12 protein-coding genes are annotated in these 18,552 nt (G+C 71.8%); 7 read left to right on the top strand and 5 right to left on the bottom strand.

Annotated elements, in window-relative coordinates; translation table 11 throughout:
* Nucleotides 1-158: 158 nt before the first annotated feature.
* A complete protein-coding gene (locus tag E1294_RS27705; protein ID WP_132513100.1) occupies nt 159-971 on the bottom strand; it encodes a hypothetical protein in 813 nt (270 codons plus the stop codon).
* Between the two features lie 3 nt (nt 972-974).
* Here E1294_RS27705 and E1294_RS27700 point away from each other — a divergent pair, with 3 nt between their 5' ends.
* Nucleotides 975-1,310, top strand: coding sequence for a phosphoheptose isomerase family protein (locus E1294_RS27700; protein WP_132513098.1), 336 nt, complete (start codon nt 975-977; stop codon nt 1,308-1,310).
* Nucleotides 1,311-1,385: 75 nt separating this feature from the next.
* On the opposite strand, the gene E1294_RS27695 is transcribed toward E1294_RS27700, so the two are convergent.
* The 3 genes from E1294_RS27695 to pulA all read right to left on the bottom strand — a co-directional run bounded on the left by E1294_RS27695 (nt 1,386) and on the right by pulA (nt 7,034).
* A complete protein-coding gene (locus E1294_RS27695) occupies nt 1,386-3,203 on the bottom strand; it encodes an NHL repeat-containing protein (protein WP_132513096.1) in 1,818 nt (605 codons plus the stop codon).
* 368 nt (nt 3,204-3,571) lie between these two features.
* Entirely contained in the window at nt 3,572-4,156 is a 585-nt protein-coding gene (locus E1294_RS27690) for a hypothetical protein (protein ID WP_132513094.1), read from the bottom strand.
* A gap of 163 nt (nt 4,157-4,319) precedes the next feature.
* The gene (gene pulA / locus E1294_RS27685; protein WP_246083325.1) at nt 4,320-7,034 is read right to left on the bottom strand and encodes a pullulanase-type alpha-1,6-glucosidase; all 2,715 of its coding nucleotides are present in this window, start codon (nt 7,032-7,034) and stop codon (nt 4,320-4,322) included.
* A 379-nt stretch (nt 7,035-7,413) separates the two neighbouring features.
* On the opposite strand from pulA, the gene E1294_RS27680 reads away from it, so the two are divergent.
* From E1294_RS27680 to E1294_RS52985, 4 genes are read left to right on the top strand one after another with little or no spacing between them, the layout of a single operon-like run.
* Nucleotides 7,414-8,700 carry an extracellular solute-binding protein gene (locus E1294_RS27680; RefSeq protein ID WP_132513090.1) on the top strand — a complete coding sequence of 429 codons (1,287 nt, stop codon included), beginning with the start codon at nt 7,414-7,416 and terminating at the stop codon, nt 8,698-8,700.
* 3 nt (nt 8,701-8,703) lie between these two features.
* Nucleotides 8,704-9,699, top strand: coding sequence for a carbohydrate ABC transporter permease (locus tag E1294_RS27675; RefSeq protein ID WP_132513088.1), 996 nt, complete (start codon nt 8,704-8,706; stop codon nt 9,697-9,699).
* Nucleotides 9,696-10,547, top strand: a complete 852-nt coding sequence (locus E1294_RS27670; RefSeq protein ID WP_246083324.1) for a sugar ABC transporter permease — start codon at nt 9,696-9,698, stop codon at nt 10,545-10,547. The genes E1294_RS27675 and E1294_RS27670 overlap by 4 nt, the downstream gene beginning before the upstream one ends.
* Before the next feature lie 53 nt (nt 10,548-10,600).
* On the top strand, nt 10,601-12,925 hold the full coding sequence (locus E1294_RS52985; protein ID WP_165977505.1) for a hypothetical protein: 2,325 nt from the start codon (nt 10,601-10,603) through the stop codon (nt 12,923-12,925).
* Nucleotides 12,926-12,950: 25 nt separating this feature from the next.
* Here E1294_RS52985 and E1294_RS27660 read toward each other — a convergent pair whose 3' ends face one another.
* Entirely contained in the window at nt 12,951-14,141 is a 1,191-nt protein-coding gene (locus tag E1294_RS27660) for a cytochrome P450 (protein ID WP_246083323.1), read from the bottom strand.
* A gap of 106 nt (nt 14,142-14,247) precedes the next feature.
* Between E1294_RS27660 and E1294_RS27655 the strand changes: the two genes are divergently transcribed.
* Entirely contained in the window at nt 14,248-17,673 is a 3,426-nt protein-coding gene (locus E1294_RS27655) for a phosphodiester glycosidase family protein (protein ID WP_246083322.1), read from the top strand.
* Between the two features lie 153 nt (nt 17,674-17,826).
* Nucleotides 17,827-18,552 (top strand): thiamine pyrophosphate-dependent dehydrogenase E1 component subunit alpha (locus E1294_RS27650; protein ID WP_132513084.1); only part of this gene is annotated, 726 nt, incomplete at its 3' end.

The following is an 18,552-nucleotide window of genomic DNA, read 5'->3' as shown; positions in this document are numbered from 1 at the left end:
AGCTCGGTCTGGATCGAGCTGTCCTGTCCCCAGCACAGCTCGTTGAACGCGACGAGGCCCGCGTCGCGGCCGAGGATCGAGGTCACAGCCCCGGCGACCACGTTCCAGTGCCAGGCGGTATGCCGTGAGGGGGACCCGGGGCACGTGGTGGGCCCGGCTCAGCGCGCGGGCGTCCCGTCGGCGGCGACGTCGATCACCACGCGGTCGGAGTAGGTTCGCCGCTCGGTCCGGAGCACCGTCAGCTTGTCGTCCATGACCGGGAAGACATGGACGGGTGTCAGGGTGATCCGCGCCTTCCGGCGCTCTTCCCCTGCACCCGGTTGACGTCGATCTCGAGATGACCGTAGTGCTTTCCGCCCGAGAGCAGCCGCGGCGTCCCGCCGGCGACGTCCCACACCTCGGGCTCGCCCTGGTCCGCCGTCCACCGGCTGAAGGCGTTGTACGCCAGCGGCGGGCTGTCGAGCGTGGGGCCGTCCCGGCGCACGCCCCGCAGGCCGTCGCCCGAGACACCCGCGTCGTAGTAGTGCACACCCGTGCCGTCGCCTGCCCGGCCCGGTGTACTCGCGGCCGGTCAGCTTCTCCTCGGGAGGGTAGTTCGCCGCGCTGTCGTCCGGTTCGCCGTTGTTGCTGTCGAGCGTCAGCACGGTGACCGGCCCGTAGTCGACGCGGTGGTAGTTGTCGCGGTGCTCCGGCGTTCCGTTGCCCGGCGCGTCGAAGTACGCGTGGAACTTGGCGCGCGATCGTACGACCGGGGTCCGGTCCTCCGGCGTGCCGTACCCGCCGTTGATCGCCCCGTAGCTCTCCCACTTCCCGAACGCGGGGATGATGGGCACGTCGGTCAGCAGGTCGCCGGAGGCCCCGGCGGTGTGACGGAAGAACTCGTCCCAGCCGGGCTGGTAGCCGCCGCCCTGGACGAGGTCTCCGGTGAAGAGCACCGCGTCGGGTGAAAGCTCGCCCGCGCCAACGGCCATCGGGTGATCGCGCTCACGTCGCTCGAACACACCCGCTCGTCGTCCGCGCGAAAGACGGGGGGACCACGCCTGGCCGATCTCGCGGACGTCGTGATCGACAACTGTGCCCCGGCCGGCGACGCCGCGGTCGAGCTCACCCCCGGGGCACGCATCGGCGCGGTCTCCTCCCTCACGGGAGTGCTCATAGCGCAGGTGCTCGCCGAGCTCGCCTGCCGGAGGCTGCTCGAACGAGGAGCCGGCGTCCCGGTGTTCGTCTCGGCGAGCCTGGCGGGCGGCGACGACCACAACGCCGCGCTGTACGAGCGCTATCGCGAACGGGTGCGCCCGATCGAGCCGTAGCCCCGCGGACGGCTGGGCCCCGCCGGGACGGATCCGCGCGCCGGCCGGCGGCGCACGGGTCCAATGACGTGTACGTCAGCAGAGGCGGTAGGTGGAGAAGTTCTCCATGCGCGACAGGTACATGTGCCCGTCCGCGCCCTTGAGCAGGATCGAGATCGGGCGGGCGATCAGGGTGAAGGCCATGGTCGCCCGGTCGATCCGGTAGGTCTTGCCCTGCACCTTGCCGTACAACATCCCGTCGCCGCCGAGCTCGATGTGGGTGTCGAGCCAGACCTGGGTGACCGTCGACCAGGGGTAGGTCTGGTGCTTGACGGTGCGGAGCGACCGGCCGGTTGCGGGGTCCATCTCGAACAGCGCGTCAGGGGACAGACCCCAGAGCCGGCCCGCGTCGTCGAAAATGATCGAGCCGAGCGCCAGGTCGCCCTCGACGGGCGCGGTCTGCCACAGCAGGCGGTGGGTGGCCAGGTCGTAGGCGAAGACGTGGGCGGCGTCGCCCTGCGGGGTGCTGATGCCGCCGAAGGCGGAGGTCGTGCCGTACAGGATGCCCTCGCGATATTCCAGGCCGATGATGGACTGGCCGGGGATGAGGTTCCGCTTGACGATCTTCTCGCCGGTGGCCGGGTTGAGCAGGCCGAGCGCGCCGCCGACCGTTCCCGACTTGGGCACGGTGCCGAAGGCCAGCCAGTCGCCGGCCGAGACCATGGCGAAGGGCCGGTCCTGCTCCTGGTCGCTCAGGTCGAGCAGCAGCCTGGGGACGCCGGCCTCGAACGCGTAGATGCGGGCGCCGGGGTAGACGCCGAGGTAGAGCTTGCCCTTGTGGGTGACGATGCCCTCGCTCTGGCCGACGTTGGGCCAGAACTCCGACTCGCCCGACGCCGGGTCGTACGCGGCCAGGCCCCCGGTGAAGAAGCCGCCGGCGTAGACGCGGCCGTCGGGGCCCAGCCCCATCGAGCGGATGCTGACGGGCTGGCCGGTCAGCGTGCCGTCGAGCAGCCTGCCCTGGCCGCTCTTGCGGTCGTAGTGCCAGATGCGGCCGGTGGAGCCGGTGCCGACGAGGGTGCTGCCGACCCAGCCGAGGGTCCTGGCCGCGCCGCCGCCGTAGTCGCCGAAGCCGAGACGGGTGATCTTCCCGGTCTTGAGGTCGTACGCCACCAGCTCACCGTGTTGGAAGACGTGCACGAGGTGGCCGCGCACGCCGCCGCCGACGGTGAGGCTCCCGACGCCGTCGACCACCGTGCGCCACCGGCCGGTCCTCAGGTCGTACACGCCCATGAGGGTGGTGCCGTCGGACGGGACGAAGCGGGTCAGCAGGTGGTGGCCGGTGATGTCGAGGTCGTAGGCGTAGCCGCTGCCCTGGACCGGCGGGTCGATGACGCGTTTGACCCGGCCGTCGGGGTCAAGGACGGCGATCTTCATGCTCTGCGCGCCGACGCCGGCGTAGACGGTGCCGTCGGGGCCGATCGCCAGGTCCCGGACGAACTGCTCGCCGGGCACCGGGCTGCCCAGGTCGGTGGTGACGCCGGTGGCGGTGTCGTGGCGGAAGAGCCTGCCGTTGGGCGAGGTGCCGCCGTAGACGGCCGACCCGTCGGGGCTGACCGCGACCGTCCAGACGAAGGTCTCGGTGGAGACGGGGATGCCGAGCTCGGTGACGGTGTCGTCGGCGGGGGTGTAGCGGAACAGGCGCCCCATGGCGCCGGGGGTGGCGTTGTAGCTGCCGACGTAGACGCTGCGGTCGGGGGCGACGGCGACGGCCCAGGAGCCGAGGGCGAGGGGGAGGGGGCGCTCGGCGATGAGGCCGCCGTCCGTGGCGTTCCTGATGCCGAGCTGGGCGGGGCCGGAGGCGCTCGAGGTGACCGAGTAGACACGCGGCCCGCCGGGGTGGGTGGTGTCCAACGCGGTGCCCGCGGTGGTGGCGCCGGTGAGGGGGAGGGTGCCTAGATCGTGGAAGCCGCAGCCGGTCGGTGGAGCAGCCGTTTGGGCCTGGACCGCAGGTGTGAGGGAGACAACTAATAGCGCGGCAAACGTGGCTGCAAGTCGAGCTAGCATGCGGGCCTCCATGAGACGGAGCTTTACGGTCATGACCGTAATCCGATGCAGGGTCTCACGACAAGACTGCGCCGCCGACCTCGTGCCCTGGGGCGAAGGGCTGGATCGGCTGACGCGAGTGGTTTTCCGCATTCAGCTCCGCGCCCACGGAAGAGCGCCAGGGCCGCGGAGGCGGCCATGGCGTCCCCGGCGGGCGCCGGGGACGCCGCGCCGTTTCAGGCGTGGGCCGGGGTGGTTATGGTGCCGGCTTGCTGGCCGCGGATCATGGCGTCGCAGTCGGCGATGGTCTCCTCCAGGAGCCGGCGCAGCAGTGAGTCCGGGTCGGGGATGCAGGCCTGGACGATGCCGACCACCGACAGTTGCACCGCGTTGGGCGCGGCGTACCGGCGGAAGCCCTTCGAGGTGATCCTGGCCGCACGGCTGAAGCGGCGTGCCTGCTCGGCCGCGTGGGGGACTTCGTCCATCACCCGCACGCTCGACTCGCTGAGCCGCCCCGACGGAGCACCGTCGAGCCTGGCCAGCATCTCCTCGGCCGCCAGCACCGACACCGCGAGCGCGAGCTGGCGCTCGGCCGCCGCCACCGGCAGCGCCGTGGTGGCGCAGCGCAGCGCGATCCGCGCGTCCACGCGCAGGTCGTCGCTGGCCAGGCCGATGATGGACGGCACCAGGTGGACGAGCCCGGCCCGGCTCTCGTCGCCGGTGTTGTCGTTGACCAGGCGGGCGAGCGCGGCCAGCAACGGATGTGTGCAGGCCGGATGGTCACTCCAGCGCTCTCCGGCCAGATAGGAGGCCAGCTCCATGAAACAGGCACCGCGTTTCGGGTTGCGATGTCTGCCTCGGGACAGGACCGGCATGTGTTCAAGGTGATTGTCCACGGGTGCTCCACTGCTCCACGCGATCGCCGACTATCCAGTCTGCGTCGTCATGCGGCTGAAAGCCATGGGTTTTCGACCTGGGGGTCCCCTACCCAGCGCACCCGTCGTCTACCGGCTTCGGTGCCTGGGCCGTGACGAAGACCGCGACCGTGCGGGCCGGGACCGACAGCGTGCCGGTGTCCGGGTCGAACGCCGAGCTCCGCACCACCGCGTCGCCGGAGCACTCCTGCACGGGATGGAGCGACACGGCCTGTCCCGCCAGGCCGGGCATCGCCTGCGCGTGCGCGTACGGCGTCGCGTTGAACACGACGGTGACGGACGTCCAGCGTGGGTCGATTCCCGTCGTGTCGATGTGCATGGCGATCACGCCCTCCGCCGAGGCGGGGAACGACAACCGCCGCCGCACCTCGGCCGCCGAGCCCAGGGCGAACGCCGGTGACGACGCCCTGATCCGCAGCAGCTCGCCGTACCTCGCCCGGCAGGCGTTGATGGCCGCGCAACCCGGGCGCAGCGCCGGGTCGTCGAGCAGGGGTTTCGCGTACGGCCACGCGGCCTCGTTGGCGGCCCTGGGCGGCAGGCCGGCGCCGAAGCCGTTGCCCGCCGCGCAGTCCCACAACAGCCGGTTGAACCAGTCGCCCGAGTCGTAGGAGTTGCGGTCCAGCGACTTCGACCGCAGCCGCTCGCTGCCCGCGTGCACGAACGTCGTCCCCTGCGCCAGCACCGCCGTGGCCAGCGAGAGCACCTGCATGCGGACCCGGTCGGCCATCGGCGTCCGCCGCGGCAGCTTGTACGCCAGAGCGTCGAACAGCGTCTCGTTGTCGTGCGCGTCGACGTACGCCACCGCCTCACCCGGCGCGGCGGTGTAGCCGGCGGGCGAGCCGTTGTAGCCGACCTCGGAGCCCTTCCTGCCCGAGGGCAGGACGTAGTCGCTCAGGCTGCCGGTCAACCCCACCTTGACCAGCTCTGTGCAGGCGGCCAGCCTGGCCCGCTGCTCCTCCTCGGTGCCGTTGGCCGGTGCGCCGTTGGGCGCGCCCGCCAGGCCGGAGCCGAACCCCTGCACGCGCGGGTCGGCGTCGAACGGGCCGCCGCCGCGCACCGCGTCGCGCAGCCGGTCGGTGAACGTCCCGATGCCGGTGCCGGCCAGATTCGCCTGCGTGGCCTGCTCGAACCTGGCGTCGCAGGCCACCTCGCCGAGGTTCCAGCCCTCGCCGTACAGGATGATCGACTTTCCGTCGACGCCGTCCTTCTCCGGGGTCAGCCGGTCGAGGGCCGCGCGGACGGCGAGCATGCCGGCCTTCGGGTGGTGTCCCATCAGGTCGAAGCGGAAACCGTCGATCTTGTACTGGGCCGCCCACGTGACGACCGAGTCGACGACCAGCCTGCCCATCATGGTGTGCTCGGGCGCGGTGTTGGCGCAGCACGTGGAGGTGGCCACCGTGCCGTCGTCGAGCAGCCGGTGGTAGTAGCCGGGCACGATCGGGTCGAGCACCTCGGTGGAGTGGGTGTGGTTGTAGACGACGTCCATCACCACGCGCAGCCCGGCCCGGTTGAGCCCGGCGACCATGCCGCGGAACTCCTTCGTGCGCTCGTCGGGGTCCGTCGCGTACGAGCCCTCGGGCACCGTGTAGTGCAGCGGGTCGTACCCCCAGTTGAAGGAGTCTTTCGCCGCGGTCCTCGCCACGCACTCCTGCTGCCGCTCGGAGCCGGGCGGGAACGCGGCCAGGTCGCAGCCGGGCTCGGTACGGTCGGCCGCCCGCTCGGGCACGGTGGCGAAGTCGAAGACCGGCAGCAGGTGCACGTGTGTCAGCCCGTCGCCGGCCAGCGCCCGCAGCTCCCGCATCCCGGCGCCGTCGCCGCCGAAGGCCGCGTACGTGCCGCGCAGCGCGGCGGGGACGGTGGCGTCGGAGGCGGAGAAGTCGCGTACGTGCAGCTCGTAGATCGACGCCCGGTGCTGCGGCACGGCCGCGGGCTTGACCAGCCGGTCCCAGCCGCGCGGCTTGTGCGCGGCGCCGTTCAGGCTGACGAGCCTGCTGCGCGCGCCGTCGGGAGTGACGGCCAGGCTGTACGGGTCGGTGACCTCGTTCGTCACGGTCCTGCCCTCCCTGGGGGAGTAGACCGTGACGAGGAACGTGTACTCGCGGCCCAGCCACGTCGGCAGCCCGCGCACCGACCAGACGCCGGTCCGGTCGTCGCGCAGCATCCGGTGCACCCGGCGCCGGTCGGTGCCGGGCGCGTAGAGCGCCAGTGCGACCGTGCGCGCGGTCGGCGCCCACAACGACAGCGACGGGATCACCCGACCCGCAGGGCCCAGCCTGGCGGTGGCGGCCTCGGCGTAGACGTCGTCGAGCACGCCGGGCAGCTGCACACCGGTCGCGGCCAGCAACTCGCCCGCGGCGTCTCGCTCCACGGCCACGATCTGGCCGCGCAGAGCGCTCCTCACCAGTCCTGCGTCGCGAGGGTCCACCTTGAGAGCGGTGAAGGAGGCCAGGTGGGGCCACCGGCGTCGCTGCTCCTCGCTCATCGTGCCGGGTGCGAGCCGGATGAGCCGCGGGTCGCCGGTCAGCTCGCTCTCGTCGAGGGTGATGTCGCCGTCGGCGCTGAAGGCGAGCGCGTGCCGCAGCGACGGCTCGACGCGCCAGGCCACCGTGTCGCGGTCGATCCAGCAGGCTCTCGCCCTGGTCAGGTCGGCGGTCAGGTCGGCGTCCGCGCGTGGGGGCGGCGGTGGCCGGCCGCCTTCGGCGCCGGGGCGAGCCGGCCGACGGCGGATCACGCGGAACCCCGCATCCCCACTCCCGATGTTCACCCTGTGTGATCGTGATATTACCATTTATGCCCGGCTCGGGCGGAACGCCTGAGCGACACGGGTCGTCGGCCGCCACCGTGGCCGCCGTCCAGCTTGCAATGATTTCTGGAAATTTCTGCAACGTCTCATCCGGTTCCCGGCTCGCCCGACGGTGGCCGCGCGCCGTCCAGCGGTCCACCATGTGGGACGGCTTCCGCCGATATGAGTCTCACCTGCGGAAACGCCAAAGGGCGGGGCGCGCGGCCGACGGAAGGGCGCACGTGCGGATCAATGTAACAACTTGCAGAAATCTTGCGTCCCCATCTTTCCGGGAACGCCGCCTCGGCGTAACCTCCGGCGTACTCCGACCTCTGATTCAGACTGCTGTGAGGACAAGGACATGCGACGACTCTTAGCGGCCTCGGCCGTGGCGGCGCTCACCCTGACGGCCACCGCCTGCGGCGGCGGGGGTGGCGAGGCCGCCGCTCCCACCGCCTCCGTCACCGACCCGTCGAAGATCACCGGTGAGCTGACCTGGTGGGACACGACCAGGCCCGACAGCGAGGGCCCGACGTTCCAGGCGTTGATCAAGGAGTTCGAGGCGCAATACCCCGGCATCAAGGTCAAATATGTGAACGTGCCGTCCGACCAGGCCCAGAACCAGTTCCAGACGGCCGCGCAGGCCGGCACCGGCGCGCCCGACGTGATCCGCTCCGAGGTGGCGTGGACCCCGCAGTTCGCCTCGCTGGGCTATCTGCAGCCCCTTGACGGCACCCGGGCGGTGGATGACGAGTCCGACTTCCTGCCTGGGCCGTTGAGCAGCACCCAGTACAGCGGCAAGACCTACGCGGTGCCGCAGGTCACCGACACGCTGGCGTTGATCTACAACAAGCGGCTGCTGAAGGAGGCCGGCCACGACGAGCCGCCCAGGACGATCGCCGAGCTGAAGCAGGCCGCCCTCGACGTCAAGGACAAGACCGACGCCGACGGCCTGGCGCTCAACGTCGACTCCTACTTCCTGCTGCCGTTCATGTACGGCGAGGGCGGCGACCTGCTCGACGTGCAGAGCAAGAAGATCGTGGTCAACTCGCCGGCCAACGTGAAGGCCGTCGAGACAGTGGCCGACCTGATCAACTCCGGCGCCGCGCCCAAGCCGGCCACGACCGACAGCTACGCCAACGCCATGACGGCCCTCAAGGAGGGCAAGGCGGCCATGATCTACAACGGGCCGTGGGCCCTGTCGGAGATCTACCAGGGCAAGGAGTTCAAGGACAAGGCCAATCTCGGCATCGCCCCCGTCCCGGCCGGCTCGGTGAAGGCAGGCGCCCCCACGGGCGGCTGGAACCTGGCGATCTACGCCGGGTCGAAGAACATCCCGGCCGCGTACGAGTTCGTGCGGTTCATGACCACGGCCAAGGCCCAGGCGAAGATCGCCAAGGAGATCAGCCTGCTGCCCACCCGCACCTCCGCCTACGCCGACCCCGACGTGCAGGGCAATCCCGACGTCGCGGTGTTCAAGCCGATCATGGACACCGCCGTGCCGCGCCCGTGGATCCCCGAGGGCGGGCAACTGTTCCAGCCGCTGCTGGAGGGCTACCAGTCGCTCGTGGGCGGCCAGGCCACGCCCGCCGACATGCTCAAGAAGGTCGACGAGCAGTACCACGGGATCATGAAGGACTGGAGCTGACCGGTGGCAGTCTCGACCGGACGGGCTCCGGCCGCGGGCGAGTCCGCCCGCGGCCGGAGCCGCCGCCATGACAGCCCCGGACGGCTGAGACGCGCCCTGTCGGCCCACTGGTACGCCTGGGCGATGATCGCGCCGGTGGTGGTCGTGATGCTGGTGCTGATCGGCTGGCCGCTGGCCAGGGGCGTCTATCTGTCGCTGACCGACGCGACCGAGGCCAACATGGGCCGCACCATCGGGGTCAACGTGATCCCGTCCACGTACGAGTTCGTCGGCCTGGACAACTACCTCCAGATCCTGACCAGCAGCCTGTTCTGGGACAAGGTGCTCTGGACCGTGACGTGGACCGCGGTGTGCGTCGGCCTCCACTACGGCATCGGGCTCGGCCTGGCCGTGATGCTCAACCGCAAGCTGCGCCTCCGGTCGGTCTACCGGGTGCTGCTGATCCTGCCGTGGGCGGTGCCGGCGTTCGTGGCCGCGTTCATCTGGCGCTATCTCTACAACAGCGACTACGGCGTGATCAACGGCTTCCTCGAGATCGCCGGGCTGTCCGGCGTGGGATGGCTGGACGACCCGGTCACCGCGAAGATCGCGGTGATCGCGGTCAACGTGTGGATCGGGGTGCCGTTCATGATGGTCGCCATGCTCGGCGGCCTGCAGTCGATCCCGGCCGAGCTGTACGAAGCGGCCGAGGTCGACGGCGCCTCCCCATGGCAGCGCTTCAAGGCGATCACACTGCCCGGGTTGCGGCAGGTCTCCACCACCGTGGTCCTGCTCGGCACGATCTGGACGTTCAACATGTTCCCGATCATCTTCCTGGTCACGCGGGGCGGGCCGGGCAGCGAGACCGAGATCCTCGTCACCTACGCCTTCCGCGAGGCCTTCACCGGCATCCGCAACTACTCCGGCTCGGCCGCATGGGGCGTGATCATCCTCGCCATGCTGGTCGTGCTGGCCACCGGCTACCGCCGCACCCTGCGCAATCAAGGAGGCCCCTGGTGACCCGCGCGACCCGGCCCCGCGGCGAGCGGGGACCGCTGGCCTCCATCGGCCTGCACGCCGGCCTGCTCATCGCCGTGGCGATCTCGCTGTTCCCGGTGGTGTGGCTGGTGCTCACCTCGCTCAAGCCGCGCGACAGCTGGTTGTCGGCCGAGCTCCGGCTGTTCGACGACTCCTCGCTGGACAACTACGCCCGCGTGCTGACCGCCACCGCGTTCCCGCAGTGGCTGCTCAACAGCGTGCTGACGGCGGGGCTGACCATGGTGCTCGGCGTGTTCCTCGCCGCGACCACCGGCTACGCCGTCAGCCGCTTCCGCTTCCCCGGTCACCGCTCGGTCATGTGGCTGCTGCTGATCACCCAGATGTTCCCGGTGGCCATCCTCATCGTCCCCCTGTACAACCTGATGGCCGGGCTCGGCCTGCTCAACCAGATCCCCGGCCTGGTGATCGCCTACATGACGATCGCGGTGCCGTTCTGCGCCTGGATGATGAAGAGCTACTTCGACACCGTGCCAGTGGAGATCGACCAGGCCGCGATGGTGGACGGGCTGACGCCGTTCGGCACGTTCTGGCGGGTGGTGCTGCCGCTGGCCCGTCCGGGCATCGCGGTGACCGCGTTCTACTGCTTCATGACCGCCTGGGGCGAGGTCGGCTACGCCACGGTGTTCATGTCGCAGGAGGACAAACGCACGCTGGGGGTGGGCCTGCAGCAGTTCGTCGGCCAGCACTGGTCGGACTGGGGGCTGATGACCGCCTCCGCCGTGCTGATCGCGATCCCGGCGGGCGTGGTATTCCTCCTCGTGCAGCGCCACCTGATCACCGGGCTCACCGCCGGCGCGACCAAAGCGTAAAGTATTCGACCGATAACTGTACGCGACGAGGCTGTCGCAGGATCCTTGTCCACATGGACGGATTCCTCGACGAGACCTGCGGCGGGGTGACGGAGCTGCGCGTCCACGGTGTCTCCGGCACGCCGCCGGCGGGCATGCTCAACCACCCCCATCCCCGGCTGGTCGCGGGCGACGGCACCACCGGGTTCTACCGGCGCTGGTGGACGGCGGGCCGGCCGGTGGGCGACCGGGCCGACGTGCCGGGCGTCCGCCGGCGGGAGGCGTACGCGTGGGGCGGCCTCACCTCCGGCGGGCGGACGATCGCATTGTGGCTGCTCCTGCTGCCGTTCTCGCTGGCGAACCTGTCCTACTTCATGCTGCCCAGGCCGCGGGGCGGCGACCGGCTGCGGCACGTGGCGGAGGCGGCGCAGCGGCTGTTCGCCCTGCTGCTCACCGGCACCCTCGTCGGCGCCGTGACCCGGGCCTGCGTGGACCTCGTCGGCTGGCAGTGCACGGCCGCGGGGCGGGCCTGCACCGATGCGCTCGCGCCCGTCTGGCTGCGGTGGATGGGCGAGATGTGGGGGCACGAGCCGTCCAAGCGCCTGGCCGTCACCGCGCTGGCGCCGCTGCTGGTGGTCGTCCTGCTGTGGTGGATCGCCCGCCGCACCTGGCGCCGCGACGAGCGCAAGGGTGTCCCCGCCGGCGATCCTGAGAGCGGTCGCGCCGGGGATCCCGACGTCGGTTCCGTCTCTGGGTCCGTCTCTGGGCCCGGGGACGGGCCCGCGCGTGAGCGGCTGCTGCTGGCGCGGGCACGACTGTGGCACGGCGGCGCGCCGGTGTGGCGGCTGCGCGTCGTGCACGTCGCCTTCGCGATCGCCTCGATCGGGCTGGCCGTCGCCGCCCCCTTCGCGGGCACCCCGCTGGGGCTGGCGCTCACGTCGGCGAACGCGGGCGTCGAGCTCGCCGCCGCCGTGCTGGTGGTGCTGCCGTGGACCGGCCGGCGGCTGGACCCGCACTCCGGCGGGCGCGAGCCCACCTGGCTCAAGGTCGCGTGCCACGCGCTGCGGGTGGCCGCTCCGCTGGTGTTCCTGGCCACGTTCTGGGCGGCGCTGGCCGGTCTGCCGCCGAGCGCGGAGGGGCTCGTGCTGCCCGGCGTGGGCGCGGGACCGGTCCAGTTCGCGCTTATGCTGGGGCTCGGGGCGTTCGTCCTGGCCGCCACCTGGGTGCTGGCCCGCATGGACCGGCCAGGCCCCGGCGGGGACCCGCTCGACCGGCCGGCGATGGGCGGCCTCGCCGCGTGGTTCATGTTGATGGTGGCCGCGGGCTGCGCGAACGTGCTGGCGCTCGGCGTGCTCTTCTGGACCGCCACGTTTTTCGGGGTCCCCGGCAGCATGGCCGACCCGGGGCCGCCCGGCAGGAGGCTCTTCATCGACGACCCGGTCTGGTGGACGGCCGCCCTGGTGCCGCTGCTGGCGGCGGCGTTCGCCGGGGTGGCGATCGCCCTCTGGCTGATCCGCCGCGCCGAGGCGGGCAGGCTGGCGCCCGGGCTGGAGGCCCACTACGGGGAGCGCGGCGGCGCCGCGGTCGCGCGGAAGTGGGCGCTGGCCGCGCTCACCGACCGGGCCGGGCTGGTGCTGGGCGTGCTCACCGGCATCGGGGTGGCCGGGTTCGCCGTGGTGACCGCGATCTACCAGCTCCAGCTGTACACGCCGAAGGCGGGGTTCGCGGGGCTGCTCGCCTCGATCGGGAGCTGGGCCACGGCGGCCACCGTCGTCGGCCTGGCGCTGCTCGGCCGCCGCACGTACGGCAGCTCGCGGCTGCGCAGGACCGTCGGGATCGTCTGGGACGTGTCCACCTTCTGGCCCAGGGCCATCCACCCGCTGGCCCCGCCCTGCTACACCGAGCGCGTCATCCCCGAGCTGATCGCGCGCATCGGCAGGCTGGCCACGACCGATCGCGACACCGTCGTGCTGTCCGGGCACAGCCAGGGCAGCGTCATCGCGGCCGCGCTGGTCCTGCAGCTCGACCCGGACGCGCGCCGGCGGATCAGGCTGCTCACCCACGGGTCGCCGCTGCGCCGCCTGTACGCCCCGTTCTTCCCCGCGTACTTCGCCGGCCATGGCCTGCCGGCCCTGCGCGACGCGGTCGCCTGGCGCAACCTGTACCGGCTGAGCGACCCCATCGGCGGTCCCGCGTTCCGCCGCGCTGACCCCCTCGCCGCCGAACCCGATCGCGGCAACACGGTGGACCGGTTCTGCTGGGATCCGCTCCGGCCGGAGCCCGGCGAGCCGCTGCCCGAGGCGCGCTGGCACTCGGGCTACTGGCTCGATCCGCCCTACCACGACGAGCTGGCCCGGTTGATCACGCCCAGCCTGCCGCCCGAGCGTACGGCCCGGTAGCGGTCCAGGCCCGGGCGGGCCCGGATCACCAGGCCAGGACGAGCTTCTCGGGGGCGCGGTGGATCAGGGTGGCCGCCATGGTGACCTCGCCTTCGGCGAGGTGCAGCCCGGGCAGGTCGCGTACGAGCAGCTCCAGCGTGATCCGCAGTTGCTCGCGGGCCAGGAGCGCGCCGGGGCAGCCGTGCACGCCGTGCCCGAACGACAGGTGGCGCGCCGGCTCCCGCGCGATGTCGAACACGTCCGGCTCCGCGAACACGGCCTCGTCCCGGCCCGCCGAGGCGAACGACACGAACACCGTGTCGCCCTCGTCCAGCTCCATGCCGCTCAGCGTGAGCGGCCTGGTGACCCGGCGGCGGAAGCCCTGCACCGGCGCCTCGAACCTGGCCGCCTCCTCGATCGCCGCCGGGATCAGCTCGGGCCGCTCGCACAGCAGCTCCCACTGACGGCGGTCGCGCAGCAGGTGGTGCACGGCGGTGCCGAGCAGCGCGGTGGTGGTCAGGTGACCGGCCAGCATGAGGTTCTGGGTGTTGGACACGATCTCGTCGCGCTGCCGGGTGGTCGGCTCGCCGGGGCCGGGGGCCAGGCCGCGGACCAGCTCGCCGGTCAGGGTCTCCTGCTCGCGCGAACGGGCGGCGTGCGCGACCAGCCGGTGCCGCAGCGCGGCCACCTCGCGGGCGGCGGCGATCTGCTCGTCCTCCGGCATGGGCGTGAAGATCAGGTCCTCGGCGCGGTCGCCCGCCTGGATGACGGCGGGCACGTCGGCCGGGTCGAGGCCGAGCAGGTGGCCGATGACGGTCGCGGGCAGCGGCCTGGCGTATCCGCCCATCCACTCCACCCGGCCCGCTGCCGCGAACGACGCGACCAGCCCGGCCGCCGCGGCCTGGATGAACGGCCGCGCGGCGGCCACCCTGGCGGCCGACAGGCCGCGGGTGAGAGGCCTGCGGTAACGCTGGTGGGCCTCGCCGTCCGAGCTGAGCACCACGGGGGCGTTGCCGGGCGCGCCGGCCAGCTCGGCGAACGCGCGCGGGCTCGGCGTCACGTCGCCGCGGAAGGCGCCCTGGGAGGAGAAGTCGGCCGGCCGGCTCAGCACCTCGCGCACGTCCGCGTGCCGGACCACGAGCCAGGCGTCCAGCTCGCCGGCGAAGGTCAGCTCGGGGGTGGCGCGGGCGCGGGCGTAGACGGGGTACGGGTCGCGGTAGAAGGCCTCTCGATCCACACGTGCCATCGTGGCGGTCCGCGCGCGAGGCGTACAAGATCTGAAATTTTCTTTTAGTTCATACTTAAGCCTTGAAAGTTATATCCATGAGCGATTGAGTTCGGTCGTGCAGACCCTCAGATTGCTGGCCGCCGCCGCGCTCCTGTTAGCCCCCGTGGCCCTGAGCGCGCCCGCGCACGCCGATCCCGCGCCCCCCGTGGAGGACGCTCCCCAAGCGTCGTCCTATCCGCCGCCGTCCACGCTGATCACCTCTGGGACCACCTCTGGCCATGGGACCGCCGAAGGGCGGCAACGGCTGGAGACGGCCAAGAGGACCCGGCCGGTGGCGCCGGGGATCTCGCTGACCTCGTTCGACACCTACGACCCGCTCGGCTGGCTGCGCGCCGACGCGATCACCGCAGACCTGGCCGGAGAGCACGGAGCCAAGGCCGACTACGTGTTCTCCGGCGAGGTGTCCAAGACCGAGCCGCTGTCCGGCCCCGCCAGGCGCTCCCACGCTGTCGCCGCCGTCAACGGCGACTTCTTCGACATCAACAACTCCGGCGCCGCCCGGGGCATCGGTGTCCAGGACGGCACGCTCGTCCAGTCACCCGTCGCCGGGCACGAGAACGCGGTCGCGATCACCGGCGACGGCGTCGGACGCGTGCTCAAGATGTACTTCGAGGGCACCGCCACGCCCGCCGGCGGCTCGCCGATCACGCTCACCCAGTTCAACCAGATCGTGCAGGACGGCGGCGTGGGGCTCTTCACGCCGCTGTGGGGCTCCTACAACCGGGCCCGCGCCGTCGAGGGCGCCACGTCCGTCGCCGAGGTCGTCCTTGACGACGGCGTGGTCACCGAGGTACGCACTTCCGCGGGCACCGGCGCGATCCCGGCGGGCACCTCGATCCTGCTCGGCCGCGACGCCGGCGCCGAGGCGCTGTCCGCGCTGAAACAGGGCGACCGGGTCGACGTGAAGTACCAGCCCAAGGCGTCGGACGGCAGCACGGTCAAGGCGGCCGTCGGCGGCAACTGGGTGCTGGTCAAGGACGGTGCCGTACAGAACTCCACCGACACCAGCGCCCACCCGCGCACCGCCGTCGGGTTCTCGGCCGACGGCAGGAAGATGTACCTGCTGACCGTGGACGGCCGCCAGGCCGACAGCCGCGGCGTCACGCTCAACGAGCTCGCGGCGATGATGGTCGAGCTGGGCGCGGCCCACGCGCTCAACCTCGACGGCGGCGGCTCCTCCACCATGCTCGCCCGCGAGCCCGGCGCCGCCGACGTCCAGGTGGAGAACAGCCCCTCCGACGGCGGCGAGCGGCACGTCCCCAACGGCCTGGCGCTCTACGCGCCCGAAGGCAGCGGCAAGTTGAAGGGTTTCTGGCTGGAGACCGCGAGCGACCCCTCCAAGGCACCAGGCGTCGCGCCCGTCGCCGGTGGCCGCCCCGACCGGGTCTTCCCCGGCCTCACCAGGAGCCTGACCACCGCCGGGTACGACGAGACGTACGGTCCCGCCAAGGGCGAGCCCTCCTGGCGGACGAAGCCCGCCGTTCACGGCGTCGTCCGCGACGGCAGGTTCCACGCCCTGGTGCCCGGCCAGACCACCGTCACCGCCTCCCGCGGCCGCGCCAAGGGCAGCATCGAGCTGACCGTCCTGCAGCCGCTCCAGCGGCTCGGCGCCACCGCCGACCGGCTCGGCATCGCCGGCGCGGATGGCGTGGCCACGTTCGGCGTGGTCGGCTACGACCGCAACGGCAACTCCGCGCCCATCGAGCCCGCCGACCTGAAGCTCGGCTACGACAGGAACCTCTTCGAGGTGAGCGCCGCCGAGCACGGCTTCTTCACCGTCAAGGCCAAGCAGGCCTCGGCGGCGGGGCTGATCACCGCCAAGGTCGGCAAGCTCACCACCGCCGTGCCCGTCACCGTGGGGTTCGACGAGAAACCGGTCGCCGACTTCGAGGACGCGGCCGCGTGGAAGTTCGCCGCCGCCCGCGCCACCGGCTCGTTGTCGGCCGCGCCCGGTCACGACGGCGGCGGCCTCAAGCTGTCGTACGACTTCAGCACCTCGACCGCCACCCGGGCCGCGTACGCCGCCCCGCCGAAGGAGATCGTGGTGGAGGGGCAACCGCAGGCGTTCGGGTTGTGGATCCACTCCACCGGCAAGGGGGAGTGGCCGAGCCTGGAGTTCTACGACGCGCTCGGGCAGTCGCAGATCCTGCGCGGGCCGTACATGACGTGGACCGGCTGGAGGTACGTCGAGTTCGCCGTGCCGCCCGGCGTCGACCACCCGCTGCGGCTGCGGCGCTTCTACGTGGCCGAGACCAAGGCCGACGTGCAGTACACCAACGAGATCATGATCGACGGCCTGGTCGCCAAGGTGCCGCCGCCGGTCGACGCGCGGCCCGCGCCCAAGGTCGCCGACCCGGTGGTCAGGGACGAGGTGGCGACGATGCCGTGGCGGTTCGCGGTCATGTCGGACGCGCAGTTCGTGGCCAGGGAGCCGGACAGCGACCTCGTCGAGAACGCCCGCCGCACGCTGCGCGAGATCAAGGCGGCCAAGCCCGACTTCCTGGTCATCAACGGTGACCTGGTGGACGAGGCGTCGCCCGAGGACTTCGTGCTGGCCAAGCGCATCCTCGACGAGGAACTGGGCGGAGAGCTGAAATATCACTACATCCCCGGTAACCATGAGGTCATGGGTGGAGCGATCGACAATTTCAGGGCCGCCTTCGGCGACACCTACCGGACCTTCGACCACAAGGGCACCCGCTTCATCACCCTGGACACCTCCCGCCTGAGCCTGCGGGGCGGCGGCTTCGAGCAGGTGGCCATGCTCAGGTCCGAGCTGGACAAGGCGGCGAAGGACGCCTCGATCGGGTCGGTCACCGTCCTCTTCCACGTCCCGCCGCGCGACCCCACGCCGGGCAAGGGCAGCCGGCTCGGCGACCGGAAGGAGGCGGCGCTCGTGGAGGGCTGGCTGGCCGACTTCCAGCGCACCACCGGCAAGGGCGCCGCCCACATCGGGGCGCACGTGGGGACGTTCCACGCCGAGCACGTGGACGCGGTGCCGTACTTCATCAACGGCAACTCCGGCAAGAACCCCGCCACCGCACCCGAGGACGGCGGGTTCACCGGCTGGTCGCTGTGGGGCGTCGACCCGGTCACGCCGGCCGAGGCCGAGCACGTCAAGCGGAACTGGTTCGCCGACGCGCCCGACTGGATCGGCACCCAGGTGCGCCCGCACGTGGACGAGCTCACGCTGACCGCCCCGCCCACCGTCGCCGTCGGCGCGCCCGCCGAGGTGACGGCCGCCGTCAAGCAGGACGACAGGACGGTGCCCGCCGCCTACCCCGTCTCGGCGGCGTGGTCGGGCTCGCCCAACCTGCACGTCGGCAGCCGCAAGACGGCCAGGCCCTGGCACGTCGCCGTGCTCGACCCGGAGAAGGGCACGCTCACGGCGCTGCGCGAGGGGAAGGTGACGGTCGCGGTGACCGTCAACGGCGTCACCGAGCGGGCGTCGGTAGCGGCCACCGCCAAGGCCGCCGCCTGACCCTGCCTGATTGATCCCTCTTGTCCAGCCTCTGCACGCCGGGGCAGCGTCGTGCCGTCAAGGCGCGGCGCGGCCCCGGCGGCATCCCCGTCCTGGACGCCATGTGCGGGTGTGTATACCCTTTCAGGAGGTTTTCCTGGTGCTGAGGAGCCTATGGACAGACTCTCTGACGACGACCTGGCGCTGCTGCTCCTGATCCGATCCTTCGAGCTGAAGCTCCTCGACCTCTTCGAGCGGGGCGAGCTCAACGGCACCACCCACACCTGCCTGGGGCAGGAGTACGTCCCCGTGTCCCTGCGCCCGCTCCTGCGCGAATCCGACTGGGTGTTCAGCAACCACCGCGGGCACGGGCACTACCTGGCCAGGTTCGGCGACGCCGAAGGGCTGCTCGCCGAGATCATGGGCAGGAAGGGCGCGGTCTGCGAGGGAGTCGGCGGCAGCCAGCACCTGCGGCGGGACCGTTACCTGTCGACCGGCGTGCAGGGCCAGAGCCTGCCGGTCGCCGCCGGGGTGGCGCTGCGGCTGAAGCGGCACGAGCCGGGCGCGCTGGCGTGCGTGTACATCGGTGACGGCACGTGGGGCGAGGGCGCCGTGTACGAGGCTCTGAACCTGGCTCAACTGTGGCGCCTGCCACTGCTGGTCGTGGTCGAGCACAACGGCATCGCCCAGTCCACGCCCACGGCTCTCCAGATGGCGGGGACGATCGAGGGCCGGGCACGGGCGTTCGGCATCGGTCACCACCGCGTGGACCTGTTCGAGATTGCCCGCGTCCGGGCCGACCTGGCGCCCCTGATCGCCTCCTTGCGCGCCGACCCCCGGCCCCTGATCGTCGAGTTCGCCACCCACCGCCTCGGCCCTCACAGCAAGGGCGACGACACC

Source organism: Nonomuraea diastatica, assembly GCF_004349015.1.
GTDB classification, from domain to species: domain Bacteria; phylum Actinomycetota; class Actinomycetes; order Streptosporangiales; family Streptosporangiaceae; genus Nonomuraea; species Nonomuraea diastatica.
Note: the sequence above shows the minus strand (reverse complement) of the source record. Positions and strands in the feature narration are given on the sequence as shown.